The sequence below is a fragment of the Frigoribacterium sp. CFBP 13707 genome (genome assembly GCF_014842245.1).
Lineage (GTDB): Bacteria > Actinomycetota > Actinomycetes > Actinomycetales > Microbacteriaceae > Frigoribacterium > Frigoribacterium endophyticum.
On the sequence record NZ_JACYVL010000004.1, the window covers coordinates 132,240 to 157,519 of the forward strand.

Annotated in this window: 23 protein-coding genes and 1 pseudogene; 9 read left to right on the forward strand and 15 right to left on the reverse strand. The window is 70.5% G+C overall.

Going from position 1 to position 25,280, the window contains the following annotated elements; genetic code table 11:
* The 7 genes and pseudogenes from IFT45_RS10055 to IFT45_RS10085 form a co-directional block, all read right to left on the reverse strand.
* Entirely contained in the window at window positions 1-1,032 is a 1,032-nt protein-coding gene (locus IFT45_RS10055) for a LacI family DNA-binding transcriptional regulator (RefSeq protein ID WP_056058174.1), read from the reverse strand.
* Between the two features lie 335 nt (window positions 1,033-1,367).
* Complete coding sequence (gene rplI, locus IFT45_RS10060) at window positions 1,368-1,820, reverse strand: 50S ribosomal protein L9 (RefSeq protein WP_056058172.1); 453 nt, start codon at window positions 1,818-1,820, stop codon at window positions 1,368-1,370.
* Window positions 1,821-1,847: 27 nt separating this feature from the next.
* A complete protein-coding gene (gene rpsR, locus IFT45_RS10065) occupies window positions 1,848-2,108 on the reverse strand; it encodes a 30S ribosomal protein S18 (RefSeq protein ID WP_055964231.1) in 261 nt (86 codons plus the stop codon).
* Between the two features lie 87 nt (window positions 2,109-2,195).
* Window positions 2,196-2,759, reverse strand: a complete 564-nt coding sequence (locus IFT45_RS10070) for a single-stranded DNA-binding protein (RefSeq protein ID WP_167260982.1) — start codon at window positions 2,757-2,759, stop codon at window positions 2,196-2,198.
* 87 nt (window positions 2,760-2,846) lie between these two features.
* A pseudogene (gene rpsF, locus IFT45_RS10075) lies at window positions 2,847-3,209 on the reverse strand (30S ribosomal protein S6); the annotation flags it as partial.
* A 193-nt stretch (window positions 3,210-3,402) separates the two neighbouring features.
* On the reverse strand, window positions 3,403-4,824 hold the full coding sequence (locus IFT45_RS10080) for an extracellular solute-binding protein (protein ID WP_192128003.1): 1,422 nt from the start codon (window positions 4,822-4,824) through the stop codon (window positions 3,403-3,405).
* 79 nt (window positions 4,825-4,903) lie between these two features.
* A complete protein-coding gene (locus IFT45_RS10085; protein ID WP_192128005.1) occupies window positions 4,904-6,334 on the reverse strand; it encodes a CCA tRNA nucleotidyltransferase in 1,431 nt (476 codons plus the stop codon).
* Between the two features lie 175 nt (window positions 6,335-6,509).
* Between IFT45_RS10085 and IFT45_RS10090 the strand changes: the two genes are divergently transcribed.
* The 6 genes from IFT45_RS10090 (at window position 6,510) to IFT45_RS10115 (ending at window position 14,609) form a co-directional block, all read left to right on the forward strand.
* The gene (locus tag IFT45_RS10090; protein WP_192128007.1) at window positions 6,510-8,873 is read left to right on the forward strand and encodes a DUF6049 family protein; all 2,364 of its coding nucleotides are present in this window, start codon (window positions 6,510-6,512) and stop codon (window positions 8,871-8,873) included.
* The gene (gene murJ, locus IFT45_RS10095; protein WP_371810956.1) at window positions 8,870-10,540 is read left to right on the forward strand and encodes a murein biosynthesis integral membrane protein MurJ; all 1,671 of its coding nucleotides are present in this window, start codon (window positions 8,870-8,872) and stop codon (window positions 10,538-10,540) included. Before IFT45_RS10090 ends, murJ begins: the two co-directional genes overlap by 4 nt.
* 204 nt (window positions 10,541-10,744) lie before the next feature.
* Window positions 10,745-11,737 carry a thioredoxin-disulfide reductase gene (gene trxB / locus IFT45_RS10100; RefSeq protein WP_056059252.1) on the forward strand — a complete coding sequence of 331 codons (993 nt, stop codon included), beginning with the start codon at window positions 10,745-10,747 and terminating at the stop codon, window positions 11,735-11,737.
* 41 nt (window positions 11,738-11,778) lie between these two features.
* Window positions 11,779-12,105 (forward strand): thioredoxin, encoded by a 327-nt coding sequence (trxA, locus tag IFT45_RS10105; protein ID WP_192128009.1) that lies wholly within the window; start codon window positions 11,779-11,781, stop codon window positions 12,103-12,105.
* Window positions 12,106-12,226: 121 nt separating this feature from the next.
* A complete protein-coding gene (locus tag IFT45_RS10110; protein ID WP_056058153.1) occupies window positions 12,227-13,534 on the forward strand; it encodes a PLP-dependent aminotransferase family protein in 1,308 nt (435 codons plus the stop codon).
* A gap of 115 nt (window positions 13,535-13,649) precedes the next feature.
* Window positions 13,650-14,609 carry a D-alanine--D-alanine ligase gene (locus IFT45_RS10115; RefSeq protein ID WP_192128011.1) on the forward strand — a complete coding sequence of 320 codons (960 nt, stop codon included), beginning with the start codon at window positions 13,650-13,652 and terminating at the stop codon, window positions 14,607-14,609.
* A 676-nt stretch (window positions 14,610-15,285) separates the two neighbouring features.
* Here IFT45_RS10115 and IFT45_RS10120 read toward each other — a convergent pair.
* The 8 genes from IFT45_RS10120 to rpmH form a co-directional block, all read right to left on the reverse strand.
* Entirely contained in the window at window positions 15,286-16,266 is a 981-nt protein-coding gene (locus IFT45_RS10120; RefSeq protein ID WP_192128013.1) for a ParB/RepB/Spo0J family partition protein, read from the reverse strand.
* Window positions 16,266-17,198, reverse strand: coding sequence for a ParA family protein (locus tag IFT45_RS10125; protein WP_056058142.1), 933 nt, complete (start codon window positions 17,196-17,198; stop codon window positions 16,266-16,268). Before IFT45_RS10125 ends, IFT45_RS10120 begins: the two co-directional genes overlap by 1 nt.
* Before the next feature lie 444 nt (window positions 17,199-17,642).
* Window positions 17,643-18,284 carry a 16S rRNA (guanine(527)-N(7))-methyltransferase RsmG gene (rsmG, locus tag IFT45_RS10130; protein WP_192128014.1) on the reverse strand — a complete coding sequence of 214 codons (642 nt, stop codon included), beginning with the start codon at window positions 18,282-18,284 and terminating at the stop codon, window positions 17,643-17,645.
* A gap of 72 nt (window positions 18,285-18,356) precedes the next feature.
* A complete protein-coding gene (locus tag IFT45_RS10135; protein WP_192128015.1) occupies window positions 18,357-18,998 on the reverse strand; it encodes a R3H domain-containing nucleic acid-binding protein in 642 nt (213 codons plus the stop codon).
* Window positions 18,999-19,091: 93 nt separating this feature from the next.
* Window positions 19,092-20,054: a membrane protein insertase YidC gene (yidC, locus tag IFT45_RS10140; protein WP_056058135.1), complete on the reverse strand. Its 963-nt coding sequence runs from the start codon at window positions 20,052-20,054 to the stop codon at window positions 19,092-19,094.
* A 9-nt stretch (window positions 20,055-20,063) separates the two neighbouring features.
* On the reverse strand, window positions 20,064-20,420 hold the full coding sequence (yidD, locus tag IFT45_RS10145) for a membrane protein insertion efficiency factor YidD (protein WP_056058131.1): 357 nt from the start codon (window positions 20,418-20,420) through the stop codon (window positions 20,064-20,066).
* The gene (gene rnpA, locus IFT45_RS10150) at window positions 20,417-20,752 is read right to left on the reverse strand and encodes a ribonuclease P protein component (protein ID WP_235491293.1); all 336 of its coding nucleotides are present in this window, start codon (window positions 20,750-20,752) and stop codon (window positions 20,417-20,419) included. Before rnpA ends, yidD begins: the two co-directional genes overlap by 4 nt.
* Window positions 20,753-20,762: 10 nt before the next feature.
* Window positions 20,763-20,900, reverse strand: coding sequence for a 50S ribosomal protein L34 (rpmH, locus tag IFT45_RS10155; protein WP_043595303.1), 138 nt, complete (start codon window positions 20,898-20,900; stop codon window positions 20,763-20,765).
* 383 nt (window positions 20,901-21,283) lie between these two features.
* Here rpmH and dnaA point away from each other — a divergent pair, with 383 nt between their 5' ends.
* The 3 genes from dnaA to gnd all read left to right on the forward strand — a co-directional run bounded on the left by dnaA (window position 21,284) and on the right by gnd (window position 25,279).
* A complete protein-coding gene (dnaA, locus tag IFT45_RS10160) occupies window positions 21,284-22,699 on the forward strand; it encodes a chromosomal replication initiator protein DnaA (protein ID WP_056058127.1) in 1,416 nt (471 codons plus the stop codon).
* A 492-nt stretch (window positions 22,700-23,191) separates the two neighbouring features.
* Window positions 23,192-24,340: a DNA polymerase III subunit beta gene (gene dnaN / locus IFT45_RS10165; RefSeq protein ID WP_185230697.1), complete on the forward strand. Its 1,149-nt coding sequence runs from the start codon at window positions 23,192-23,194 to the stop codon at window positions 24,338-24,340.
* A 54-nt stretch (window positions 24,341-24,394) separates the two neighbouring features.
* Complete coding sequence (gnd, locus tag IFT45_RS10170; RefSeq protein ID WP_056058120.1) at window positions 24,395-25,279, forward strand: phosphogluconate dehydrogenase (NAD(+)-dependent, decarboxylating); 885 nt, start codon at window positions 24,395-24,397, stop codon at window positions 25,277-25,279.
* Window position 25,280 lies beyond the last annotated feature (1 nt).

The window sequence follows — 25,280 nt, forward strand, 5'->3', positions numbered from 1 at the left end:
TCAGTTCCTGCCGAGGGATCGGGGCGGTGTCGGGACGGGAGAGGACGAGGAGGCGCGGATCACCAGTTCGCTCACGAGCGTCACCGACTCCGGTCGCCCCCCGGAGATGACCTCCTGGAGCAGTGCGACGGCGGTGGCGCCCATGTCCTCCACGCTGTGCGAGATGACGGTGAGGGCGGGGTCGATGAGCGAGAACCACTCGATGTCGTCGAAGGCCACGACCGCGACGTCGCGGCCGATGCGCAGGTCGAGGCGGTGCAGCATCGCGATGGCGCCGACGGCCATCAGGCTGTCGGCGGCGAGGATGGCGGTCGGCGGCTCGTCGAGGCTGAGGAACGCGTGCACCGCGGCCGAGCCGCTGGCCGACTGGAAGTCGCCGACGTGCACGAGGGCTGGGTCGTCGCTGAGGCCCTGCTCGGCGATCGCGGCCGTCCACGACTCGAGCCGCTCGCGGCCGGTCGAGACGCTCTGCGGGCCGGCGATGTAGCCGACCCGGGTGTGGCCCAGCTCGGCGAGGTGGCGCACGGCGGCGCGGATGCCGGGGCCGCTGTCGGTCGTGACGCTCGGCACGTCGAGGCCGGGCACCGTGCGGTCGACGAAGACGGTCGGCACCTCGCGGGCGAGCAGCGCCTCGATGCTGGCGGAGTCGGTGCCCTGCGGGGCGACGATGACGCCGTCGACGCGGCGCGAGATGAGGGTGTCGAGGTAGCGGTCCTGCTGCTGCTGGTTCTCGTTGGCGTTGCCGAGCAGCGTGACGTAGCCGAGCTCGAGCAGCGCCTGCTCGATGGTGTGGGCGAGGTCGGCGAAGAACGGGTTGCGCACGTCGGAGACGAGCAGGCCCACGGTGTCGGAGCGCGTGGAGCGGAGGGCCCTGGCCTGCGCGTTGGGGCGGAAGTCGAGCTCACGGACGGCCCGCTCGACGAGCTCGCGCGACTCTGCGGAGGTCGACGGGTTGCCCGACAGCACCCGCGACGCGGTGGCCGGGGACACTCCGGCGCGCGTGGCGACGTCCTTGATCGTGACGGCGTTCATCGGGCTCTACCTCGTCGTAGTGGGGCTGTGGAATCGATTCCATGGAATCGATTCCATGACAGTAGGCGCTGGCCCCCGCCCTGTCAACCGCGCCCGCGCCGGCTGCCGCTCCGCGCTCCTCGCGCCTCCCCGAGTCCCCCGTCCCCGCGCCTCCCCGAGTCCCCCGTCCCCGCTCGAGAACCACCGACTGATCAAAGAACCACGCGATGACGTGGTTCTTTGATCAGTCCGTGGTTCTGCGGGGCCTGCTGCTGGCGGCCACTCGACGACGCACGAGAGCGGCGACCCCCGAGGGGGCCGCCGCTCTCGTGACGGTGCAGGTGCTGCGGGTGGAGCTACTTCGCGGAGACCACCGTGAGGGTGATCGTGGCGATGACGTCCTCGCGCAGGCGGAGGGTGGCTTCGTGCTCACCCGTCACCTTGATCGCCGAGGGGATCTCGACCTTGCGCTTGTCGATCGTCGCGACGCCCTGGGCGGTCACGGCGTCGGCCACGTCGCCGGGGCGGACGGAGCCGAAGAGGCGGCCGTCGGCACCGGTCTTGACGGTGAGACGGATCTTCTGGGCCTCGAGACGCTGCTTGAGGTCGTGGGCCTCCTCGATCGTCTTGAGCTCGCGGGTCTCGCGGGCCGTGCGGATCTGCGCGACCTGCTTCTCGCCACCGCGGCTCCACGCCACGGCGAAGCCCTGGGGGACGAGGTAGTTGCGGGCGTAGCCGTTCTTGACGTCGACGACGTCACCGGCCGAGCCGAGGCCGGAGACCTCGTGCGTGAGGATTACTTTCGACATGGTGCTTCTCCTTCAGTCGGCGCTGGATCAGCGGCCGGAGCCGGCGTAGGGGAGGAGCGCCATCTCGCGGGCGTTCTTCACGGCACGGGCGATGAGGCGCTGCTCCTGGACGGAGACGCCGGTGATGCGACGGGCGCGGATCTTTCCACGCTCCGAGATGAACTTGCGGAGGGTCGCGACGTCCTTGTAGTCGATGACGCCGACGCGGATCGCCTTCGCGGGAGCGGCGTTCTTGCCGCCCTTGCCGCGGAGGGGCTTGCGACGGTCGCCGCTGCTCTTTCCAGCCATTGTTGTTCTGCTTTCGAGTGATGGTGAAGTTCTGAGGGGGTGGGGCGGGAGGCCCCTGACGAGACGACCTGGGAGGTCGGTGACGACCTAGAAGGGGGTCTCGTCGTTGTAGGTGCCGCCGCCGCCGGGCGTGTTCCAGACGTCGCCGCCGCCCTGGGAGTTGCCCCCCTGGGCCGGCGCGGGCTGGCCCCACGGCTCGGACTGCTGGCCGCCGCCGACCTGGCCCTGCTGGCCGCCGCCGCGGTTGCCCCCGAAGGAGCCACCGCCGCCGCCGCCCTCACGGGAGGAGGCCGCACGGGTGACCTGAGCGGTCGCGTAGCGCAGCGAGGGGCCGATCTCGTCGACGTCGAGCTCGAAGCTGGTGCGCTTCTCGCCCTCCTTCGTCTCGTAGCTCCGCTGCTTCAGACGGCCCTGCACGATGACGCGCGAGCCCTTCGTCAGAGAGGAGGCCACGTGCTCGGCGAACTCGCGCCAGACGCTGGCACGCAGGAAGAGCGCCTCGCCGTCCTTCCACTCGTTGGACGCGCGGTCCAACGTGCGGGGGGTCGACGCGATGGTGAAGTTCGCGACCGCGAGCCCGTTCTGCGTGTAGCGCAGCTCGGGGTCACTGGTGAGGTTGCCCACCACTGTGATGACGGTCTCGCCTGCCATCGGTTACTCGGCAGCCTTCGCGGGAGCGGACGGGGCAGCGGGCGACGCACCGGCGACCGCGGCGGCCGGAGCAGCAGCGGCGGCCGGGGCGGCGGCAGCGTTGGCGGCCTTGCGGGCGGCCTTCTCGTCGGAGAGCTTCTTCGCGGCGGCGACCATCGCGATGGCCTCCTCGGCGCGGAGGACCTTCGTGCGCAGCACGGCCTCGGAGAGACCCAGCTGGCGGTCGAGCTCGACCGTGGCCGACGGGTTCGCCGTCAGGTTGACGACGGCGTAGATGCCCTCGGACTTCTTGTTGATCTCGTAGGCGAGGCGACGACGGCCCCAGATGTCGACGTTGTCGACGGTGCCGCCATCAGCGCGGATGACGTTGAGGAACTTGTCCAAGCTCGGGGCGACGGTGCGCTCATCGATCTCGGGGTCCAGGATGACCATCAGTTCGTACTGGTGCATGACTAACCCACCTCCTTCGGACTCGACGGCCACAGACGGTCTGTGACAGGAGGGTGTTCATGACGCTGCGTCAGCCAGAGAGGCAGACGCAACCTTCCCAGCGTAGCTGCTGACGCCTCCGGCCACAACGCCGGAGGCGCGGGTCGGCCCCCACGGGCCCGTCACGGCCTCCGAGACGGCCGGGTCCAGGGCCCTACGGCGCGGGCGTCGCCGACGGGTCGCTGGCCTGTTCGGCGGCCGCGACCGCCGCCTCCGCCGCGGCCTGTGCCGCCGCCAGCCCCTCGGGCACCGGCAGCGAGCCCGAGAACACCTGGTCGAGCAGCGGGTCGAGCGCCGGCTGCGCCGTGCCGTACAGCGACGTCGGGGCCGGGATGGTGTCGCCCGAGGCGATCACGTCGAAGAACGGCGAGACGTCGACGCCGCGCGAGGCCCAGTACGCGTAGTACGGCTCCTGCGCGCCGGTGACCGCGGGCACGGCGGCCCCGTCGCGCCCGATGTACTCGGCGCCGTCGGTCGAGCCGAGCCAGGCCAGCACCTTCGCGGTGTCGTCGAGGTGCGCGGTGTGGGCGTCGCCCGCGGCGACGATGCCGTTCGAGACGCTGACGCGGCCGGCCGGCCCCGCGGGCATCATCGCGACGCCCCAGTCGAACTGCGCCTGGCTCTCGACCGTCGAGAGGCTGTAGAGCCCCGACTGGAACAGGGCCATGTGGCCGGCCGTGAACAGGTCGCGGCTGTGGTCGGGGTCGGCGTTCGTGGCGGCGGCCGGGGGCGCGACGCGGTGCACGCCGACGAGGTCGACCAGGTACTGGAACGCGGCCTGCGCCTCCGGCGTGTCCAGCTCGAAGGAGGCGCCCTCCGGGTCCTCGAGACGGCCCCCGGCCGAGCCCAGGTAGTCGTACCAGATCGCCTGCAGGTCGTTGCCCGCGTTGTAGCCGTACTGCGCCACGGTGCCGTCGAAGGCGGGGTCGGCGGCGTTCCGGCCCTGGTCGTCGAGGGTGAGGCGCTGGAGCAGCGGCAGCAGGGTGTCGTCGGCGCCGCCGCCGGGTGCCCAGGTGAGGTCGTCGAGCGAGGCCGGGTCGACGCCCGCCGCGGCCAGCAGGTCGGCGTTGTAGTAGAGCGCGATGCCGCCGTCGCTGAGCTGCGGCACGCCCCAGAGCGAGCCGTCGTGCGTGAACTGGTCGACGACGGCCGGGCTCCAGGCACGGCGGGCGCTCTCGCCGAGCACGGCGTCGACGTCGACGAGGTCGCCGGCCTCGGCGTAGCCGTCGTAGTGGGAGCTGTTCAGCCAGTAGACGTCGGGCGCGTCGCCGTCGTCGACGTCGTCGGCGAGCTGGTCGAAGTAGTCGGCGTAGGGCACGACCTCGACCTCGACGTCGATGTCGGGGTTGTCGCGCTCGAAGGCGGCGAACGACTTCTCGTAACCGGCGGCGACGGTCTCGTCCCAGAGGCGGACGGTGACGGTGGTCTCGCCCTGCTCCGACGGCGTCAGCCGCGCGCCCGGGGCCGGCGCCGTCGAGGCGCCGAACGCGGCGATGCCGGCGGCGCTGGCGGCGACGATCAGCACGCCCACCGACGTCGCGACGAAGGTGGAGTCGGCTCGGGGTCTGCTGCGCACGCGTGCAGGCTACCGGGGGAGTCGCGGTGCCCGTCTGCAGGGCCGCGTACCCCGGACAGGACGGTCCGGCCGGTCGGGCTCAGCCCTGCCGCGCCGCCCACCACGCGAGCAGGCGCTCGGTCGCGACCTCGGCGCCCAGCGGCCCCTCCTCGGTGCGCAGCTCGAGCAGGAACCGGTAGGCCTCGCCCACCTCACGGCTCGGCGAGATGCCGAGCACGCGCTGGATCTCGTCGCCGTCGAGGTCGGGCCGCAGCGAGTCGAGCTCCTCGCGGTCGCGCAGCTCGGCGATGCGGGCCTCGAGGTCGTCGTAGGCGAAGCCGAGCCGGTCGGCCTTCCGCCGGTTGCGGGTCGTCACGTCGGCGCGGGTGAGCGTGTGCAGCCGCTCGAGCTGGTCGCCGGCGTCGCGCACGTAGCGGCGGACGGCCGAGTCGGTCCAGGCGCCCTCGGTGTAGCCGAAGAAGCGCAGGTGCAGCTCGATCAGGCGGGAGACGGCGGCGATCGTGTCGTTGTCGAACCGGAGGGCCTTCAGCCTCTTCTTCGCGAGCTTGGCGCCGACCACGTCGTGGTGGTGGAAGGTGACGACGCCGCCGGCCTCGAGGCGGCGCGTGGCGGGCTTGCCGCAGTCGTGCAGCAGCGCGGCGAGGCGCAGCGTGAGGTCGGGGGCCTCGCCCGGGTGGCGCTCGCGCTCGTAGCCGATGGCCTGGTCGAGCACGGTGAGGCTGTGCTCGTAGACGTCCTTGTGGTGGTGGTGCTCGTCGACCTCGAGCCGCATCGCGGCCAGCTCGGGCACGACGTGGTCGGCGAGGCCCGTGTCGACCAGGAGGCGGACACCGTCTCGGGGGGTGTCGGTGCGCAGCAGCTTCGAGAGCTCGTCGGCGACGCGCTCGACCGACACGATGGAGAGGGTGGAGGCGCGGGTCGTCATCGCCTCCCGCACCTCCTCCGAGACCTCGAAGCCGAGCTGCGCGGTGAACCGTGCGGCCCGCATCATGCGCAGCGGGTCGTCGCGGAACGAGTCGACGGCCGTGCCCGGCGTCGCGAGGCGGCGGGCCAGCAGGTCCTCGACGCCGCCCGCGGGGTCGACGAGCACCTTCTCGGGCAGCCGCAGCGCCATCGAGTTGACGGTGAAGTCGCGCCGCACGAGGTCGCCCTCGAGGGTGTCGCCGAACTCGACGACGGGCTTGCGGGTCTCGCCGTCGTAGACGTCGCTGCGGTAGGTGGTGATCTCGACGACCTCGCCGTCGACGCGGGCGGCGATGGTGCCGAAGGCCCGGCCGACGTCCCAGTGGGCCTCGGCGAGCGGCACGACGATCGCGAGGATCTCGTCGGGGGAGGCGCTGGTCGTGAAGTCGAGGTCGTTGACCGGCCGGCCGAGGAAGGCGTCGCGGACCGGGCCGCCGACGAGCGCCAGCTCGTGGCCGGCCGCGGCGAAGGCGGAGGCGAGCGCGGAGACGCGGGGGGCGGCGGCCAGGAGGTCCAGTCGCTGGAGGGCGGAGGCGACGGTGTCCATGACGCACCACTTTGCCACAGCGACCTCCCCGGGCCCGGCCGCGCGCCTCCTCCCCAGGGATGGTCCTGGCCCGCCGGTGGGCGGGTTCCCGGGTGCCGCACCGCGTGCCCCCGGGCTCGGTTCCCTAGACTCGCCATGCCCTCCGGCCGCCTCGTGCTCGGCGGGCACACTGCCTATGAGACCTCTCCACGCCCTCCTCGCCGCGCTGACGGCCGTCTTCGTCGTGGTCGTCGGCCTGCCGACCGCTGCGACCGCCGCGCCCTCCGGCTCGTCGAGCCCCTCCGCGAGCAGCTCGTCCGCGGCCGCCGACGAGGGCGAGGCCGTCGACGGCGTCACGCTGACCCTGTCGCCCGCCGCCGACGGGGTGCTGGTGCCCGGCCGTGACCTCGTCCTCGACGTCACCGTGCGCAACGCGAGCGACACCGACGTGGCGGCCGGCGTCGCCCGCGTCTACCTCGACCGCGGCGCGTTCGCGACGCGCGGCAAGCTCGCGAACTGGCTGCGGCCCGAGTCGACCTCCGGCTCCGACTACCTCGGCTCGTACCTCACCCGGCTCGACGTGCCGGCGGTGCCGGCGGGCTCGACCCAGACCGTGGCCTCGGTCACCGTCGCCGCGGCCGACGTCGGCCTCGAGGGCTACACCTGGGGCGCCCGCGCCCTGGGGGCCCGGCTGCTCGACGACGACGGCGAGGAGGTCGCGCAGACGCGCAGCAGCGTCGTGTGGTTCCCCGGCGAGTCGTTCCAGCCCACCCGCCTCGCGGTCGCGGTGCCGATCACGACGCCCGAGACCGAGAACGGCGTGCTCGACGCCGCCGCCCTCAGCGCGTACACCTCGGTCGACGGCACCCTCACTCGCCAGCTCCGCGCCGTCCAGGGCACGGGGGCCGTGGTGGCCGTCGACCCGATGATCATCGCGTCCGTCCGCCTGCTCGGCAGCTCCGCGCCTCCCTCGGCCCTCTCCTGGCTCGACCAGCTGCAGTCGTCGGGGCTCGAGTCGTTCTCCCTCGCCTGGGCCGACGCCGACGCCGCCGCGCTCAGCCAGGCCGGCGCCGCCTCGCTGCCGTCGCCCCTCTCGCTCGACCCGCTGATCGACCCGTCGCTCTTCGCCGAGGTCGACGACACCGGCTCGCCCGCCCCCGAGCCCACGCCCACGAGCGAGGCCACGCCCTCCGGCACGGGCGACCCGTCGCCCTCGACCGAGGGCGAGGCCGACCAGGGAGGCGCGGGTGACGACGCCGGGGCCGGCACAGACCCCGGCGGGCAGGCTCCCGGTGCCGGCGAGCAGCCGGGCGACGGAACGACGGCCCCGCCCCTCCCCACCACGGAGTCGCTGCTGAGCTGGCCGTGGAGCCACACCGGCGTCGTCTGGCCGACCGACGACTCCGTCGTCGCCGCGGACCTCGACGTCTGGACGGCGTCGGGCGCCACCAGCGCCATCCTCTCGAGCTCGAACGTCGACGGCTCGACCGACTCGACCGAGAACGCGGCGGTCGACCTCGGCGGGCGCACCGGCCTCGTCTCCGACGACTCGCTCACCGCCCTGGTCGGTCAGGCCGCCGGCGCCCCGGACGACGCCGCCTGGGCTGCCGCCGTGGCGGAGCTCTCGGCGAGCGTCGCCACCGTCGCCCGTGAGCGGCCGAGCGACGCGCGCACCCTGCTCACCGCCCTCGACCGCGACTGGGCGGCCCAGGGGCCGTACCTGCACCAGACGCTCGTGGCCCTCGCCGGGCTGCCCTGGACGACGACGGTCGGCCTGGGCGACGCCCTCGACGCCCCGCGGACGAACGCCGTCGTGGTCGACCGCGCGGAGGACGCGACCCGGGTCGCGCAGGTGCGCACCCTGCTCGCCGCCGACCAGCGGGTCGTCGACCTCGGCACCGCCCTCGCGCAGCCCGAGACCGTCACGGCGGCCGTCCGGCTGCGCGTCCTCGGTCTCACCTCGCAGTCGTGGCGCGACAACCCCGAGGGCCTCGCCAGCGAGGTCGGGGTCGCCGACGCCGAGGCGAGCGCGACCGCCGGGCTCGTGTCGGTCGTGCGGGGCAGCGACCAGCTCATCCTCGGCGACCGCTCGTCGATGCCGCTCTACGTCGAGAACGGCACGAGCTCCGCGGCGACCGTCTACGTCACGGTGAGGCCGTCCAACTCCATCCTGTCCGTCGAGGAGGTCGGCATCCCCGTCACCGTCCAGGCCCAGTCGCAGGTCCGCGTGCGCGTCCCCGTGCAGTCCGTGGCCAACGGCACCGTCTCGGCCAGCATCACGCTCGCCAGCGTGACCGGCGCCGTCATCGGCGCGCCCAGCACCGTCCAGGTCAACGTCCAGGCCGGCTGGGAGACCGCCTTGACGTGGGTCTTCGCCGTCGGCTTCGTGCTGCTCTTCGGCGGCGGGCTGTACCGCACCTTCCGCAAGCGACGCCGCGCCCGCGACGGGCTCGACGGGGCGGACGGCGCTGAGGGCCTCGAGCCCGTCACGGCCGACGGGCCCGCGACCGACGGCCCCGCCGCCTCCGACCCGGCCGACGGACGGGCGGGCCGCTCGTGAGCGGGCAGGCCGGCCTCGGGCGCGCGAGCGTGCTCCTGGCCTCCGGCACCATGGTGTCGCGCGTCCTCGGCTTCGTGAAGACGGCGGTGCTCGCCGCCGCGATCGGCCAGACGGCCAGCCGGGCCGCCGACTCGTTCGCCCTGGCGAACCAGCTGCCCAACAACATCTACGCGCTGATCGCCGGCGGCCTGCTCAGCGCCGTCCTGGTGCCCCAGATCGTCCGGGCCGCGACCCACGACGACGACGGGGGCCAGCGCTTCATCAACAAGGTGGTCACGCTCGGCACGATGCTGTTCGCCGTCGTCGGCCTGCTCGGCACCCTCCTCGCACCGGTCCTCGTGCGGATCTACGCGCAGCAGGCCAACTCGTCCGGCCAGGGGGGCTACACCTCCGACTCGCTGGCCCTGGCGACCGCGTTCGCGTACTGGTGCCTCCCCCAGATCTTCTTCTACGCGATGTACTCGCTGCTCAGCGAGGTGCTCAACGCCCGCCAGGTGTTCGGCCCCTTCACCTGGGCGCCCGTGATCAACAACGTCGTGGCCATCGCGGGCCTCGTCGTCTTCATGGTCGCCTTCGGCGGCGCCGGCGAGAACTCGCTGGTCGACGTCTGGACGCCGGGGCGCATCACCCTCCTCGCCGGCACGGCCACCCTCGGCGTGCTCGCCCAGGCCGGGTTCCTGCTGCTGTTCTGGCGCCGCGCGGGGCTGACGTACCGCCCCGACTTCCGTTGGCGGGGGGTGGGCCTCGGCGCCACGGGCAAGGCCGCGGGCTGGCTCTTCGGCATGGTCCTCGTGACGCAGCTGGCCGGCCTGGTGCAGAGCCGCGTGGCCTCCGAGGGCAGCGGCACCGGCGCCTCCAACGCCGTCCTCGCGAACGCGTGGCTGCTCTTCATGCTCCCGCACGGCATCGTCGCGGTGTCGATCGCGACCGCCTACTTCACCCGCATGAGCGGCCACGCCTCGCGCGGCGACCTCCGCTCGGTGCGCGTCGACCTCTCGCAGTCGCTCCGCACCATCGGCATGTTCATGGTCTTCGCGACGGTCGCGATGTGCGTGGTTGCCTACCCCTTCGCGAGCTTCTTCGAGAGCACCTTCCGCGGCGCCGGCCAGATGGCCCAGGTCATCGTCGGCTTCATGCCGGGGCTCGTGCTGTTCAGCGTGCTGTTCGTCGTGCAGCGGGTCTTCTACGCCCTCCACGACCAGCGCACGCCGTTCTTCATGCAGCTGGTGCAGTCGGGCATCTTCGTCGTCGGCACGCTGATCGCCTCGGTCGTCGTGCCCGACGACCGGATCGCCGTCGCCATCGCGGTCACGACCTCGATCGCGGGCTCGGCGCAGACGGTCGTCGCGCTCGTGCTCGTCAAGCGGCGCCTCGGCGGCATCGACGGCCGGTGGGTGCTGCGCCGGTACGTCCAGTACGCGTTCTTCTCGCTCCTGTCGGGCGTCGTCGGCCTGCTCGTCGTGACCGGCCTCGGGGGTTTCGCCGCCGACGGATTCGCTCACTCGAGCCGGATCGCCGGGCTGGCCACGGTCGTGGTGGCCGCTGCCGTCATGGCTCTCGTCTACTTCGGCCTGCTCGCGCTCATCCGCCTGCCCGAGCTCGACGAGCTGCTGCGGCCGGTGCTGCGCCGCCTCGCACCGCTCGCCGGCAAGCTGCGCCGACGCTGACGCGAGCCCTCCCCGAGGGCCGCACCGCGCCTCCCCGGCGCCCTCCGCCACGCCTCCTGGACGCACTCTGGGAGGGGGCCCGGGGCGGGGAATGCCCCGCCGCTAGGATGCGTTTGATCAGACGGTCGAGGGAGACAGCAGGGGCCCCGCGGCTCCGACGGTTCGATCCCACCCCATCCAGAACGTTCCTCGAGGAAGGTGCTCATGCGCCAGATCATCATCATCGGCTCCGGCCCCGCCGGCTACACGGCCGGCATCTACGCGGCCCGCGCCGGTCTCGAGCCCCTCATCGTCGCCAGCTCCGTCGAGGCGGGCGGTGAGCTCATGAAGACCACCGAGGTCGAGAACTTCCCTGGGTTCCCCGACGGCATCCAGGGCCCCGAGCTCATGTTCAAGCTGCAGGAGCAGGCCGAGAAGTTCGGCGCCGAGGTGCTGCTCGACGACGTCACCAGCGTCGACCTTACGGGCGACGTCAAGAAGGTCACGCTCGGCAGCGGCGCCGTCGAGGAGGCCGTCTCGGTCATCTTCGCGACGGGCAGCGCGTACCGGAAGCTCGGCCTGGCCGACGAGGAGCGCCTGAGCGGCCGCGGCGTCAGCTGGTGCGCCACGTGCGACGGCTTCTTCTTCAAGCAGAAGGAGATCGCGGTCGTCGGCGGCGGCGACTCCGCGATGGAGGAGGCGACCTTCCTCACGCGCTTCGCGAGCAAGGTCTACGTCATCCACCGCTCCGAGTCGCTGCGCGCGTCGAAGATCATGCAGCAGCGTGCCCTCGACAACCCGAAGATCGAGTTCCTGTTCAACAAGCAGGTCACGGCCATCCTCGGCGGCGAGAAGGCCACCGGCGTCCAGCTCACCGACACGGTCGAGGGCGGCACCAGCGAGCTCGAGCTCGACGGCCTGTTCATCGCGATCGGCAACGACCCGCGCGTGCACCTCGTGCACGGCCAGCTCGACCTGACCAGCGACGGCACCATCGCCGTCGAGGGCCGCAGCTCGAAGACCAACCTGCGCGGCGTCTTCGCCGCGGGCGACGTCATCGACGCGACGTACCGCCAGGCGGCCACCGCCGCCGGGTCGGGCGTCGTCGCCGCGCTCGACGCCGAGCACTTCCTCGCCAGCCTCGACCAGACGTTTCTAGCCGAGCACACCGACGGCGCCGCCGAGGGCATCGACACGGCCGAGTCCGTGGCCGTCTGACCCTCGCGCTCCCCCTGAACCACACGACGAAAGGAACCACCATGAGCACCGCCAAGGCAGTCACCGACGCGTCCTTCGAGGCCGACGTCCTCAAGTCCGACAAGACGATCCTGGTCGACTTCTGGGCCGAGTGGTGCGGTCCGTGCCGCGCGGTCTCGCCCATCCTCGACCAGATCGCGGCCGAGAACGCGGGCAAGATCGAGATCGTCAAGCTCAACGTCGACGACAACCCGCAGACCGCCATGCAGTACCAGATCACGTCGATCCCGGCGATGAAGGTCTACCAGGGCGGCCAGGTCGTCAAGACCGTCATCGGCGCCAAGCCCAAGCTGGCCCTCGAGGCCGACCTGGCGGAGTTCCTCGCGTAGTCGACACCCTCGACAGCACCCCGAGAGCCCGCCCAGCACACCCGCTGGGCGGGCTCTCGCCGTACCCGGCGGCCTCCGGGCATATCCTGAACCGCACCACCCCCGACAGACAGGGACGCAGATGACGAACAAGGGCACCAACCTCGACCCGTGGTACGACTCGTACGCCGACCGTACGGCCGGCCTGAGCGCCTCCGAGGTCCGAGCCCTGTTCGCCGTCGCCAGCCGCCCCGAGGTGGTCTCCCTGGCCGGCGGCATGCCCTTCGTCTCCGCGCTGCCCCGTGAGCTCGTCACCGGTGCCATCGACCGCGTCATGTCGCAGAACGGCGGGGCCATGGCCCTGCAGTACGGCTCCGGCCAGGGCACCCCGGCGATCCGCGAGCACATCATGCAGATCATGGCGATGGAGGGCATCCGCGGCAGCGCCGACGACGTCGTGGTGACCACCGGCTCGCAGCAGGCGCTCGACCTCGTGACGCGGCTGTTCGTGAACCCGGGCGACGTCGTGCTCGCCGAGTCGCCGAGCTACGTGGGCGCCCTGGGCGTCTTCAAGGCCTACCAGGCCGACGTGGCACACGTGGCGACCGACGCGGAGGGCCTCGTGCCGGAGGCGCTGCGCGAGACGATCGCCGCGGTGCGGTCCCAGGGGCGCACCATCAAGTTCCTCTATACGATCCCGAACTTCCACAACCCCGCGGGCGTCACGCTCACGTGGGCGCGGCGGCTGGAGATCCTCGAGATCTGCCGCGACGCCGGCATCCTCGTGCTGGAGGACAACCCCTACGGCCTCCTGTACTTCGACCAGCCCGCGCCGCAGGCCATGCGCTCGGTCGACGACGAGGGCGTCATCTACCTCGGCTCGTTCTCCAAGACCCTGGCCCCCGGCTTCCGGGTGGGCTGGGCGCTCGCGCCGCACGCCATCCGCGAGAAGCTCATCCTCGCCAACGAGTCGGCGACGCTCTCGCCCAACTCGTTCGGGCAGTTCGTCATCACGGAGTACCTCGACCAGGCTGACTGGAAGGCCCAGATCGAGACCTTCCGCGGTCTCTACCGGGAGCGTCGCGACGCCATGCTCTCGGCCCTGGGGGAGTACCTCCCACAGCTCTCCTGGACGGAGCCCGACGGCGGCTTCTTCGTCTGGGTCACCCTGCCCGAGCAGCTCGACTCGAAGGCCATGCTGCCCCGGGCGGTCAAGGAGCTCGTCGCGTACACCCCCGGCACCGCGTTCTTCGCCGACGGCGGCGGTCGCCAGAACATCCGCCTGTCGTTCTGCTACCCGACCCCCGAGGCGATCCGCACGGGGGTGGCCCGGCTCGCCACCGTGGTGAACGGCGAGCTCGACCTGCTCGCGACGTTCTCGTCGGCCTCGCTGGGGGCGCCCTCGGTGCTGCGCCAGGGCGTCACGATGCCGCCCCCGAACATCTCCTGACCAGCATTTACCTGACAAGGGGGATGGTCCGCCGTCTCGGTGGCGACGACGCCCTCGACCTGATCGTCGCCTCGACGCCCGCCCTGCCCTCACGCTCGACCCCCGGGGAGAAACCATGACCACCAGCGCCATCCACACCGTGACCGTGCTCGCCGGAGGCATCTCGCACGAGCGCGACGTGAGCCTGAGATCGGGGAGGCGCGTGGTCGACAGCCTGGCGGCCAACGGCATCCAGGTGGAGCTCCGCGACCCCGACGCCTCCCTCCTCGCGCACCTCACGTCCGACCGCCCCGACGTCATCTGGCCGGCCCTGCACGGTGCCTCGGGCGAGGACGGCGCCCTCCGGGGCCTCCTCGAGGCCCTCGACATCCCCTTCGTCGGCAGCACCTCCGCCGCCGCCCGACTCGCCTGGGACAAGCCGACCGCGAAGGAGCTGGCTCGTCGCGTCGGGGTCAGGACCCCGCGAGGCATCACCCTCTCCCACGATGCGTTCCGGGAGCTCGGCGCAGCCGGCGTGCTGGCTGCGATCGCCGAGGAGCACCCCGTCCCCGTGGTGATCAAGCCCGCCCGCGGCGGCTCGGCGCAGGGAGTCACCGTCGTCGACGAGCCCGGTGGGCTCCCTCGCGCCATGGTCGACGCGTACACCTACTGCGACGACGTCATCGTCGAGCAGAAGATCACCGGCACGGAGATCGCCGTCGGCGTCATCGACACCGGCGACGGCCCCGTGGCCCTGCCCGCCGTCGAGATCGTGCCCCGATCAGGGACGTACGGGTTCGAGGCGCGCTACAACGCGGGGGAGACGACGTTCTACACGCCGGCACGGCTGGATGCTGCAGCGGGGGAGGCGGCCGCTGCGGCAGCCGTGGCGGTCCACGAGGCGCTGGGCCTGCGTCACCTCTCCCGGGTCGACCTCATCGTGGACGCCGCGGGCACCCCGTGGTTCCTGGAGGTCAACGTCCTGCCCGGCCTCACCGAGACGTCGCTCGTGCCGATGGCCCTGGACGCGGCTGGATACGAACTCGGCCTCGTCTACGCAGCCCTCGCGGAGAAGGCCGTCCGCGACCACGGCTGACAACTCTGGCGTACAACGGCCCGCATCCTGCTCAGGGTGCGGGCCGTTTCACGTGGAACAGGGTGCTTCCGCGCAGCGCCGGGCGAGCGGGTTCATCGGTGAGCCGTCACGTCAACCCCCGAACGAGGCGACGTGGCGGCCGCCGTTCGTCTGGTCTAATTCAGCAAGGTGCTGATCAACCGCGACAGCCGTGACAGAGACATGCGTTGGCTGACACAACTGTCACGGCACAAATGCCCTGAAAGGCAAGGTGCCCGGGTGGCCGGTCGACAGTCATCATGGCTGGGTTCGGTACCAGGGCACGACAGTCAGTCCCCGCGATCGCCATACTATGAGCGTTCGGGCTGTTGCGTGGTGAGGCGTTGATCTCTGACTAAGGTCGATCTTAGGCATTTCGCCACAGGCACGCATGTCTTCAGGGGTTCGACAGCACGCACAGGCCCAGCCTCGTAGTCGGGCGCGCTTCTGCCGCTAGCCACGTTTCCCGCACCGCCGCCCCCGTTCCACGTGAAACCCGACCACTGCCACGCTTGCAGGACGCAGATGGAAGGACGAGAGCCTTCCGCCCTCTCCTCGTCATCGGGAAGCGAGACCGAGACGGCTCGGCTCACCCCCGCCCCCGTTCCACGTGAAACGCCCCTCTCGACGAGAGGGGCGTCACGCAGACCAGGACCGGCTACTCCTGGGCGAAGGGATCCTGCCCCAGTGCGGCCAAGATGCGGTTCAGGTCCTGCATGGAGGCGAAGTCGATGGAGATCGACCCCTTCCGGGCACCCAACCGCACCTTCACCTCGGTGTCGAGCGCGTCACCCAGGTTCTCCGCCACCTCGTCGAGGTGGGCCTGGTGCTTGCCGACCGCAGCGCGCGTGGAACGGGGCTTGCTGCTGCCGCCCGCCGCGATCGCCTCCGCGGCTCGCACGGAGAGGTCCTCGTTCACGATCTTGTCGGCCAGGCGCTCCATCAAGAGCGAGTCGCCCGTCGACAGGATGGCCCGCGCATGCCCGGCCGAGAGGATACCCGAGGCGACCCGGCGCTGCACCGACGCCGGCAGGCGCAGCAGTCGCAGGGTGTTGCTGATCTGCGGCCGGCTCCGACCGATCCGGTTGGCCAGCTCGTCCTGAGTGATGCCGAAGTCCGCGAGGAGTTGCTGATAGGCGGATGCTTCCTCTAGCGGGTTGAGCTCCGCTCGGTGCAGGTTCTCGAGGAGTGCGTCGCGGAGCATCGACTCGTCCGCGGTGTCCTTGACGATCGCGGGGATGGTGGCCAGACCGAGCTGCTTCGTCGCTCGCAGCCGTCGCTCGCCCATGACGAGCTCGTACTGCACGTCCGTCGTCTCGCGGGACGCCCCCTTGCCCTTGCCGCGCGGTGCCGCCGGCAGAGGCCGGACGACGATGGGCTGCAGGACGCCCACCTCCCGGATGCTCGTGACCAGCTCCGCCAGCTCCTCCTCGCGGAACTCCGTCCGGGGCTGCTGAGCGTTGGGCAGGATGTCGAGCGGGTTGAGGTTCGCCAGGCGGGCGCCGGGGACGGCTACGAGCTCCTCCGCCGTCTGCTGCGCGGTCGGGAAGAACACGTCGACGGGCCGGTCCTGCGACTCGTCGGCGACGGGGATGAGGGCGCCGATGCCACGGCCGAGCCCTGTTCTCTTGGTTGCCACTACTGGGGTGCTCCTCGGCGCGCTAGTTCGGCTGCCGCCTCGAGGTACGAGATGGAGCCCGGTGAGTTGGTGTCGTAGCTGATGACGGTCTGCCCGTAGCCGGGCGCCTCGCTGATGCGGACGGACCGGGGGATGAGGGTCTGCAGGGCCTCCGCGGGGAAGTGCTCACGCACGTCGGCGACGACCTGTTGAGCGAGGTTCGTCCTGCCGTCGTACATCGTCAACAAGATGCTGGACACCTTGAGTGTCGGGTTGAGGTGCTTCTCGATCAGCTGGATGTTCCGGAGGAGCTGACTCAGGCCCTCCAGCGCGTAGTACTCGCACTGGATGGGGATTAGGACCTCGCTGGCGGCCACGAAAGCGTTGATGGTGAGCAGCCCGAGGGACGGTGGGCAGTCGATGAAGACGTAGTCGAAGCGCTCACCCGCTGCTTCGGTCTGCTCGAGGTACGTGTCGAGCGCCCGGCGGAGCCGCTGTTCGCGGGCGACCAGGGAGACGAGCTCGATCTCGGCACCGGCGAGGTGGATGGTCGCGGGGATGCAGTACAGGGCCTCGAACTCCGGGGTCTTCTGCACGACGTCGGCGACGTCTCCCTCGCCGACGATGACGTCGTAGACGCTGGGTGTCTCTGCGCGGTGCTCGACCCCGAGCGCCGTCGAGGCGTTCCCTTGGGGGTCCAGGTCGATGACGAGCACGCGCGCACCGCTGCGAGCCAGTGCCGCCGCCAGGTTGACGGTCGTCGTGGTCTTGCCGACTCCGCCCTTCTGGTTGGAGACCGTCAGGACCCTGGTCTTCGCCGGCGCCGGGAGGGGCTCTTTGGAGAGCGCTCGCTTGCGGCGGTTGAGGTCAGCGAGCTCCCGGGCGAGGGGAGTGCTGTTGTCGAACTCCGTGGAGGAACTCACCGATCTGATCTCCTGCTCGCCATGTTTCACGTGGAACGGTGGTCGACTCGGGACGGTCGACGCCTCCGGTCGCGGGGTGGGAGCAGCGACTCGTGTCGGCTCCTGATCGACCAGCACTGCGGTCGACCACGGTCAACTCTAGCTCGTCGACCGCAGTCGACGGAGGTCCAGAGCGGGGTGTCCCCAGTGTCCGGCACGGCATCCACAGGGGTCACCCGGCGTCACCGTGGGCGCCTGTGGACGACTTTCTACACAGGCTCACCAACATGTTGGTAACTGCCTCGGCCGGAACGGCACGAGGGCGTGGCATGGCGCGCGAAAGCCAGACAATGTGCTGTTCAGGAGCATTTAATGGGATGTGGTAGCGGACCTTGGGCACCACACGCCCACAGAACGCGAGCCCTGGCGGCAGCCCAGCTCGACCGACCTCGCCCCCCCCGCTCAGATCGCCTCCTGTGGAGACGGCCCGGACCGTCAGTCCAGCGTCGCGCGGAAGACGCGGGTGACCTCAGCCGGGTCGACCAGGCCCACGCCCAGTTCGAGCACCTCGACGTCGACGAGGTGCGCCTTGGCGATCGCCTTGCGAGCCACCTCCATCTCCTGCTGCACACGAGCCCCCTTCATGAGGAGCAGCTGGCCGCCGGTCTTCACGAGGGGCGCGGTGAGCGGGATGAGCTTGGACAGCGCGGACACGGCGCGTGCGGTGACCTGGTCGAGCCACCCGTCGAGCTCGACCTCCTCGGCGCGGGCGCGGACCACCTCCACGTTCGTGAGGCCCATGCGCTCCGCCTCGGCGATCAGCCACTCGACCCTGCGCTCCATCGGCTCGATCAGCACGAGCGTGGCGTCGGGTCGGGCCGCCGCCAGGACGAGGCCGGGCAGCCCGGCCCCCGAGCCGACGTCACCGACCCGACCGGCCGTGAGCAGCGGGGCGACGAGACCGGAGTTGATGACGTGCCGGGTCCACAGGCGCGGCAGCTCGAGCGGCCCGATCAGACCGAGCTCCTCGCCGTGCTGGGCGAGGTCGGCGGTGTAGCGACGGACGACCTCGAGGCGGTCACCGAAGATCTCGGCGGCGACGGCGGGTTCGGTCTCGAGCTCGGCGGTGTCGGTCATGGCGTCAGCAGGTCATCCGGTCGGGTGGAGCAGGGAGGTCGGGTCGCCGGGCGGGGCGTCGGCGCAGCGCGGCTAGGCGCGGGTGATGACCGTGTGGCGGTCGCGGCCTTCGCCCTCGGACTCCGAGGTGAAGCCGCGGGCCGCGACGATGTCGTGGACGAGCTTCCGCTCGTACGACGACATGGGCGGCAGCGAGGCCGCCGCGGCGCCCTCCTCGATCTTCTCGACGGCCCGGTCGACCATGGCGCCGAGCTCCTGCTCGCGCGTCGCGCGCGAGCCGCCGATGTCGAGGATGAGGCGCGAGAACTCTCCGGTCTTCGCCTGGACGGCGATGCGGGTCAGCTCCTGGAGGGCGTTGACCGTGTCGGGCTTCGAGAGGAGGCGCAGCGAGCCCTCGCCGCCGCTCGAGTCGATGGAGATGTACGACCGACCGGCACGGACCTCGATGTCGATGTCGCCGTCGAAGTCGCAGATGTCGAGGAGCTCCTCGATGTAGTCGGCGGCGATCTCGCCCTCGTCGATGATCGACTGGGCGGACGGCGCCGGCGAGGCCGCGGCAGCGTCGCCGACGGGCTCGCGCCGGGCCGGGGGCCCGGGGACGGCGTCGACGGCGGGAGCAGAGGAGGCGACCGGTGCGTCGGTCTCGACCCGAGCCTCCGGCGTGGCCTCGGGGGCGACGTCGTGGTCGGCGCTCGTGCTGTCGATGTCGTTCATGTCGGTCGTCTCTCCGGGTCGGTCGGGATCACGGCGGGGAAGGTGCTGCGGCACTGCAGGGGGGAGGCGTCGGCCCGGGGGAGGGCCGACGCGCTACTTCTTGGCGCCGTTCTGCTTCTTGGAGCGGTTCTTGCCGACGGGCTGCACGCGCTGGGTCGGCTTGGGCACGGCGGGGGCCGGCTCGATCTCGGTGACCGTGATGTCGCCGAGCGAGAGCCCCTTGCGCTGGGCCTTCTTGGCCAGGCGCTCCTCGCGGGCCAGGGCGGCCTCGCTGCCGGGCGTCGGCATGTTCCTGATGACGAGGAACTGCTGGGCCATGGTCCAGATGTTCGAGGTCAGCCAGTAGAACATCACGCCGAGGGGGAAGGAGAGGCCCGAGAAGACGAACACCAGGGGGAGGAAGTAGAGGAGCATGCGCTGCTGCTTGAACATGGGGCTCGCCTTGGTCTCGGGCGACATGTTCTTCGAGACGATCTGCAGCTGGGTGATGAACTGCGACGCGGTCATGACGACGACCATCGCGCCGGCGAGGAGGCGGACCTCCCACGTGGTGGCGCCGAGGAAGGTCTCCTTCAGCGGAGCGCCCCACAGGGTCGACTCGCCGAACGACGTCGAGAGGGCCTGGTTGAGCAGGCCGATGCCCACCTTGTCCTGCTGGGCGTTGTGCAGCACCGAGTAGAGGCTGAAGAAGATCGGCATCTGGATCAGCAGGGGGAGGCAGGAGCTCAGCGGGTTGGTGCCGGTCTCCTTGTAGAGCGCCATCGTCTCGCGCGACATGGCCTCGCGGCTGAACTGGTCGCGCTTGCCCTTGTACTTGTCCTGGATCTTCTTCAGGCGCGGAGCGATCTCCATCATCCGACGCTGGCTCTTGATCTGCCGCACGAAGATCGGGATGAGGCAGGCACGCACGACGAGGACGAGGCCGACGATGGAGAGCACCCAGGTGCTGCCCCAGTCGGTGCCCATGCCGGCACCCGTGAGGATGGTGTGGAAGCTGACGAGGATCGCTTCGACGATCCACTTCAGCGGCCAGAGAACGGTACCGAGGAGGTCCATGGTGGCGGGTCAGCCCTTCCAGTGGGTCTGTGCGAGGAGGCGCGGGGGAGTCTGCGGGGCGGAGTCGGCCCGTCGAGGGACCACGAACCCGAAGGCGGTGAGGGAGTGCTTCTGCCGACGGGGCTCCGGGACGTCATCGACGCCCCCTGCCGACCAGGGGTTGCAGCGACCGATGCGCCAGGTGCCGAGCGCGACGCCGCGGACGACCCCGTGCTGCTGGATCGCCTCGAGGGCGTACCGCGAGCACGACGGGTGGTAGCGGCAGACCTCGCCGTAGAGAGGAGAGACCACGGCGCGGTAGGCGCGGAGGATCACGACGCAGACGTTGCGCGGCAGGAGAGCCACGAACTGCAGTGCACCGGTCATGACCTCACGCTCTCGTCGACGACCCCCGAGATGTCCGTGAGCAGGGTAGACCACGGAACGTCGAGACTGCCTGGCAAGGCGCGGATGACCACGTCGGTGCCGGGGCTCATCGTCGGGAGCAGCTCGTGGCACACGTGCTTGAGCCGCCGCCGGACGGTGTTCCGCGCCACGGCGTTGCCGACCGTCTTGGCCACGATGAAGCCGAACCGGATCGCGTCGTCGTCTCGACGACGCCGCACGTAGACGACCGAGTGCGCCGTGCCCGACTTGCGGCCACGGCGCACTGTGTTGCGGTAGTCGTCTGCGCGGACGATCCGGTTGGCGCGGGCCAACAAGGACTAGCTACGCGGAGAGCTCGGTGCGGCCCTTGCCACGACGAGCGGCCAGGATCGCGCGGCCGGCGCGGGTGCGCATGCGGGCACGGAAGCCGTGCTTCTTGGCGCGGCGGCGGTTGTTCGGCTGGAACGTTCTCTTGCTCATGGTGTTCTCTCCGTGGGGGAAGCGGACCTGGCCTGCTGCCGTGTCCGAAGAAGTCTTGTCACAGCCCAATCGGCTGAAATCAACTGATTAAAAGTACGCGGCATCCGCGCTGCGGTCAAACGACTGGGCTCCCGGCATTTGTCCACACTGTTGAGAACTTCGATTGCGGGGGTCATACTCATCCGAACTAAGGTGGGTACTTCCTGCTCCAGATCCCTGTAACCACGGGGAATCCGCGGCTCTCCCGGCTCAGACGACGATCGTCCACCGGTGGAGAAAGCTGTGCATAACTTGGTGCAGGAGAGATCCTCGTGCGGGCCCGACCGGGCCCTGCCGAACGACAGCCGGGGCCCCCTCGCGCACCCGACAGGAAGTGATGACCCGTGGCGAACACCGTCGATCCGGTCCAGGACCTCTGGCGGTCCGTCCTCGCCACCCTCACCACCGACGACCGGATCACCCCTCAGCTCCACGGCTTCATCAGCCTGGTCGAGCCGAAGGGAGTGCTCGGCGGCACCCTCTACCTCGAGGTGCCCAACGACCTGACCCGCGGCATGCTCGAGCAGCGCATCCGCACCCCCCTGCTGGAGTCGATCGCCGCCCTGGGCGACGCCTCCGTGGCGAGCTTCGCCATCACGGTGAACCCCGACATCACGCCCGACACCCTGACTCAGCAGCCCGAGGAGTCGGAGCCCGTCCACTACATCGAGGCGCCGTTCGTCCCCACCCCGGTCGAGTCGCCCTCGTCGGGCAAGCGCAACGACTCGCGCCTGAACCCGAAGTACAGCTTCGACAACTTCGTGATCGGGGCCTCGAACCGGTTCGCCCACGCGGCGGCGGTCGCCGTGGCCGAGGCGCCGGCGAAGGCGTACAACCCCCTCTTCATCTACGGCTCGTCCGGGCTGGGCAAGACTCACCTCCTCCACGCCATCGGGCACTACGCCGAGACGATGTACCCGGGCATCCGGGTCCGCTACGTGAGCAGCGAGGAGTTCACGAACGACTTCATCAACTCGATCGCCAACAACCGCTCGAACCTCTTCCAGCAGCGGTACCGCGAGATCGACATCCTCCTGATCGACGACATCCAGTTCCTGCAGGGGAAGGACTCCACGCAGGAAGCCTTCTTCCACACCTTCAACACCCTGCACGACCACGACAAGCAGCTGGTCATCACGAGCGACCTGCCGCCGAAGCACCTGACCGGCTTCGAGGACCGCATGCGGTCGCGCTTCGAGTGGGGCCTGATCACCGACGTCCAGGCGCCCGACCTCGAGACGCGCATCGCCATCCTCCGCAAGAAGGCGCAGAGCGAGAAGCTCCAGATCCGCGACGAGGTGCTCGAGTTCATCGCGACGAAGGTGTCGAGCAACATCCGCGAGCTCGAGGGCACCCTGATCAGGGTCACGGCCTTCGCCAGCCTGAACCGGACGGCGGTCGACCTCTCGCTCGTGCAGACGGTCCTCAAGGACCTCATCACCCTCGACGAGGACAACGTCATCGCGCCGGTCGACATCATCAACCACACCGCCGACTACTTCAAGCTCTCGGTCGACGACCTCTACGGGTCGTCCCGCTCGCAGGCGATCGCGACCGCCCGGCAGATCGCGATGTACCTCTGCCGCGAGCTGACGAGCCTCTCCCTGCCCAAGATCGGCCAGCTCTTCGGCAACCGCGACCACACCACCGTCATGTACGCGAACAAGAAGATCAGCGAGCTCATGAAGGAGCGCCGCTCGATCTACAACCAGGTGACGGAGCTGACGAGCCGGATCAAGCAGGACACCCGCTACAAGTAGGGGAGTCGAGGCCGCTGCCGCGCGCCTCCCCGACGAACCGCCCCGACGGGCGTCGACCTCGTGTCGGCGCCCGTTCGTCGTCCCGTGGGCCGGTGGGAGGCGCCCCGCGCCACGCCAGGACCGGGGACGATCCCACAGTGTGGATAACCTGTGGAAACTCGTGGACAACTCGGGGGCTCGTTGTGGGGAGATCGCCTCGACCTGTGGGAACGGCCCGGGGGACCGGGGTCGGACACCGGGGGTTCCCCCTCCGACTTCCACACTCCGTGCACAAGTCACAAACGTGTAGTTCCCTCTGGCCGCGGGGTTTTAAACAGGTTATCCACACTGTGCACAACGGTTAAGACTGTTAATCCTGGATTACAAGAAATTGATCGAGAGACAACCTTGTGGACAGCGGGCTGCCCTCCGGAGCCCCGGGACCGCCCGCCTCATCGCTGTGGCAGTATTGGCGGGCAATCCACCGGTGCGTAGTCGAACAGGGGTCCCCGCGTGAAGTTCCAGGTCAACCGTGACGTCTTCAGCGATGCCGTCTCGTTCGCGGTGAAGCTCCTCCCGCAGCGCACGACGCTCCCGATCCTCAGCGGAGTCCTGATCGAGGCCGACGCCGACGGGCTCACGCTCTCGTCGTTCGACTACGAGGTCTCGGCCCAGACGAGCATCGCGGCGGAGGTCGACGAACCGGGCACGATCCTCGTCTCCGGCCGCCTCCTGGCCGACATCGCCAGCCGCCTGCCCAACGCACCGGTCACCTTCGCCACCGACGAGAACCGCATCGCCGTCAGCTGCGGCTCCGCCAACTTCTCGCTGCTGAGCATGCCCGTCGAGGAGTACCCGACGCTGCCCACCGTGGGCGCGCAGTCCGGCGTCGTCCCCGGCGACGCCTTCTCGCTCGCCATCTCGCAGGTCGCCGTCGCCGCGTCCCGCGACGACGTCACCCCGGTCATCACCGGCGTGCAGCTCGAGGTCTCCGAGAACTCCCTCTCGCTCGTGGCCACTGACCGCTACCGCGTCGCCGTCCGTGGCATCGAGTTCGACGCCGGCACGACCGGCGGCGCCGAGACGACCACCGCGCTCGTCCCGGCCCGCACCCTGCAGGAGGTCGGCAAGACCTTCGGCAGCGCCACCACCGTCGCCGTCTCGATCACCGGCAGCGACGACCGTGAGCTGATCGCGTTCCAGGCGGGCGACAAGACCGTCACGTCGCTGCTGATCAAGGGCAACTTCCCCCCGGTCAAGCGGCTCTTCCCCGAGACCGTCGAGAACTACGCCGTGATCAACACGGCCGAGCTCGTCGAGTCCGTCCGCCGCGTCTCGCTCGTGCTCGAGCGCGAGGCGGCCCTCAGGTTCACGTTCACGATCGACGGGCTCACGCTCGAGGCCATCGGCAGTGAGCAGGCGCAGGCATCAGAGTCGATCGACGCGTTGTTGACGGGGGAGGACACGGTGGTCTCGTTGAAGCCGCAGTTCCTCCTCGACGGCCTCGGAGCGGTCCACTCCGAGTTCGTGCGGATCTCCTTCACCAAGACGGAGAACCCGAACAAGCCCGGTCCCGTGCTGATCACCAGTCAGTCCTCGAGGGACCAGGCCGGTGCTGACAGCTACAAGTACCTGCTGCAGCCCAACCTCCTCCTGCGCTGACGCGCACCACGACGAAGGCGCTCAGACGGCGCCTCCACTGAACGAAGGAATCTCATGCACATCGGCCTCGTCGGTCTCGGCAAAATGGGCAACAACATGCGCGCTCGCCTGCGCAACGCGGGCATCGAGGTCACCGGCTACGACGCCAACCCCGCCGTCTCCGACGTCGCGGACCTCGGCGCCCTCGCCGCGGCTCTGCCGTCGCCCCGCCTCGTCTGGGTGATGGTGCCGCACGGCCAGATCACCGACGCGGTCATCAAGGACCTCGGCGAGGTGCTCGAGCCCGGTGACCTGGTCATCGACGGCGGCAACTCGAAGTGGCTCGACGACGAAGTCCACGCGACCCTCCTCGACGCCAAGGGCATCCGCTACATGGACGCCGGCGTCTCCGGCGGCGTCTGGGGCCTCGAGAACGGCTACGGCCTGATGGTCGGCGGCGACGCCGCCGACGTCGAGCGCGCCATGCCCGTCTTCGACGCGCTGCGCCCCGAGGGCCCCCGCGAGGAGGGCTTCAGCCACGCCGGCGGCGTCGGCGCGGGCCACTACGCGAAGATGGTCCACAACGGCATCGAGTACGCGATCATGCAGGCGTACGGCGAGGGCTACGAGCTCCTCGAGGCCAAGGGCCTCGTCGAGGACGTCCCCGCGGTCTTCAAGGCGTGGCAGCGCGGCACGGTCGTCCGCTCCTGGCTGCTCGAGCTCATGGTGCTGGCCCTCGAGGCCGACCCCAAGCTCGACGGCCTGTCGGGCTACGTCGAAGACAGCGGAGAGGGTCGCTGGACCCTCGAGGAGGGCATCGCCCACGCCGTCCCGATGCCCGCGCTGAGCGCCTCGATCTTCGCGCGCTTCGTGTCGCGCCAGGGCGAGGGCTCGCCGACCATGAAGGCCGTGGCTGCCCTGCGCAACCAGTTCGGCGGCCACGCGGTCAAGAAGGCCTAGT

What these genes read in the sequence shown, in the direction of transcription:
- IFT45_RS10110 (WP_056058153.1), top strand. Translation starts at nt 12,227, where the DNA reads ATGACGAACAAGGGCACCAACCTCGACCCGTGGTACGACTCGTACGCC.
- rsmG (WP_192128014.1), bottom strand. Translation starts at nt 18,284, where the DNA reads ATGACCGACACCGCCGAGCTCGAGACCGAACCCGCCGTCGCCGCCGAG.
- IFT45_RS10115 (WP_192128011.1), top strand. Translation starts at nt 13,650, where the DNA reads ATGACCACCAGCGCCATCCACACCGTGACCGTGCTCGCCGGAGGCATC.
- trxB (WP_056059252.1), top strand. Translation starts at nt 10,745, where the DNA reads ATGCGCCAGATCATCATCATCGGCTCCGGCCCCGCCGGCTACACGGCC.
- yidD (WP_056058131.1), bottom strand. Translation starts at nt 20,420, where the DNA reads ATGACCGGTGCACTGCAGTTCGTGGCTCTCCTGCCGCGCAACGTCTGC.
- yidC (WP_056058135.1), bottom strand. Translation starts at nt 20,054, where the DNA reads ATGGACCTCCTCGGTACCGTTCTCTGGCCGCTGAAGTGGATCGTCGAA.
- rplI (WP_056058172.1), bottom strand. Translation starts at nt 1,820, where the DNA reads ATGTCGAAAGTAATCCTCACGCACGAGGTCTCCGGCCTCGGCTCGGCC.
- rpsR (WP_055964231.1), bottom strand. Translation starts at nt 2,108, where the DNA reads ATGGCTGGAAAGAGCAGCGGCGACCGTCGCAAGCCCCTCCGCGGCAAG.
- IFT45_RS10135 (WP_192128015.1), bottom strand. Translation starts at nt 18,998, where the DNA reads ATGAACGACATCGACAGCACGAGCGCCGACCACGACGTCGCCCCCGAG.
- IFT45_RS10090 (WP_192128007.1), top strand. Translation starts at nt 6,510, where the DNA reads ATGAGACCTCTCCACGCCCTCCTCGCCGCGCTGACGGCCGTCTTCGTC.
- rpmH (WP_043595303.1), bottom strand. Translation starts at nt 20,900, where the DNA reads ATGAGCAAGAGAACGTTCCAGCCGAACAACCGCCGCCGCGCCAAGAAG.
- IFT45_RS10070 (WP_167260982.1), bottom strand. Translation starts at nt 2,759, where the DNA reads ATGGCAGGCGAGACCGTCATCACAGTGGTGGGCAACCTCACCAGTGAC.
- IFT45_RS10055 (WP_056058174.1), bottom strand. Translation starts at nt 1,032, where the DNA reads ATGAACGCCGTCACGATCAAGGACGTCGCCACGCGCGCCGGAGTGTCC.
- IFT45_RS10085 (WP_192128005.1), bottom strand. Translation starts at nt 6,334, where the DNA reads ATGGACACCGTCGCCTCCGCCCTCCAGCGACTGGACCTCCTGGCCGCC.
- gnd (WP_056058120.1), top strand. Translation starts at nt 24,395, where the DNA reads ATGCACATCGGCCTCGTCGGTCTCGGCAAAATGGGCAACAACATGCGC.
- trxA (WP_192128009.1), top strand. Translation starts at nt 11,779, where the DNA reads ATGAGCACCGCCAAGGCAGTCACCGACGCGTCCTTCGAGGCCGACGTC.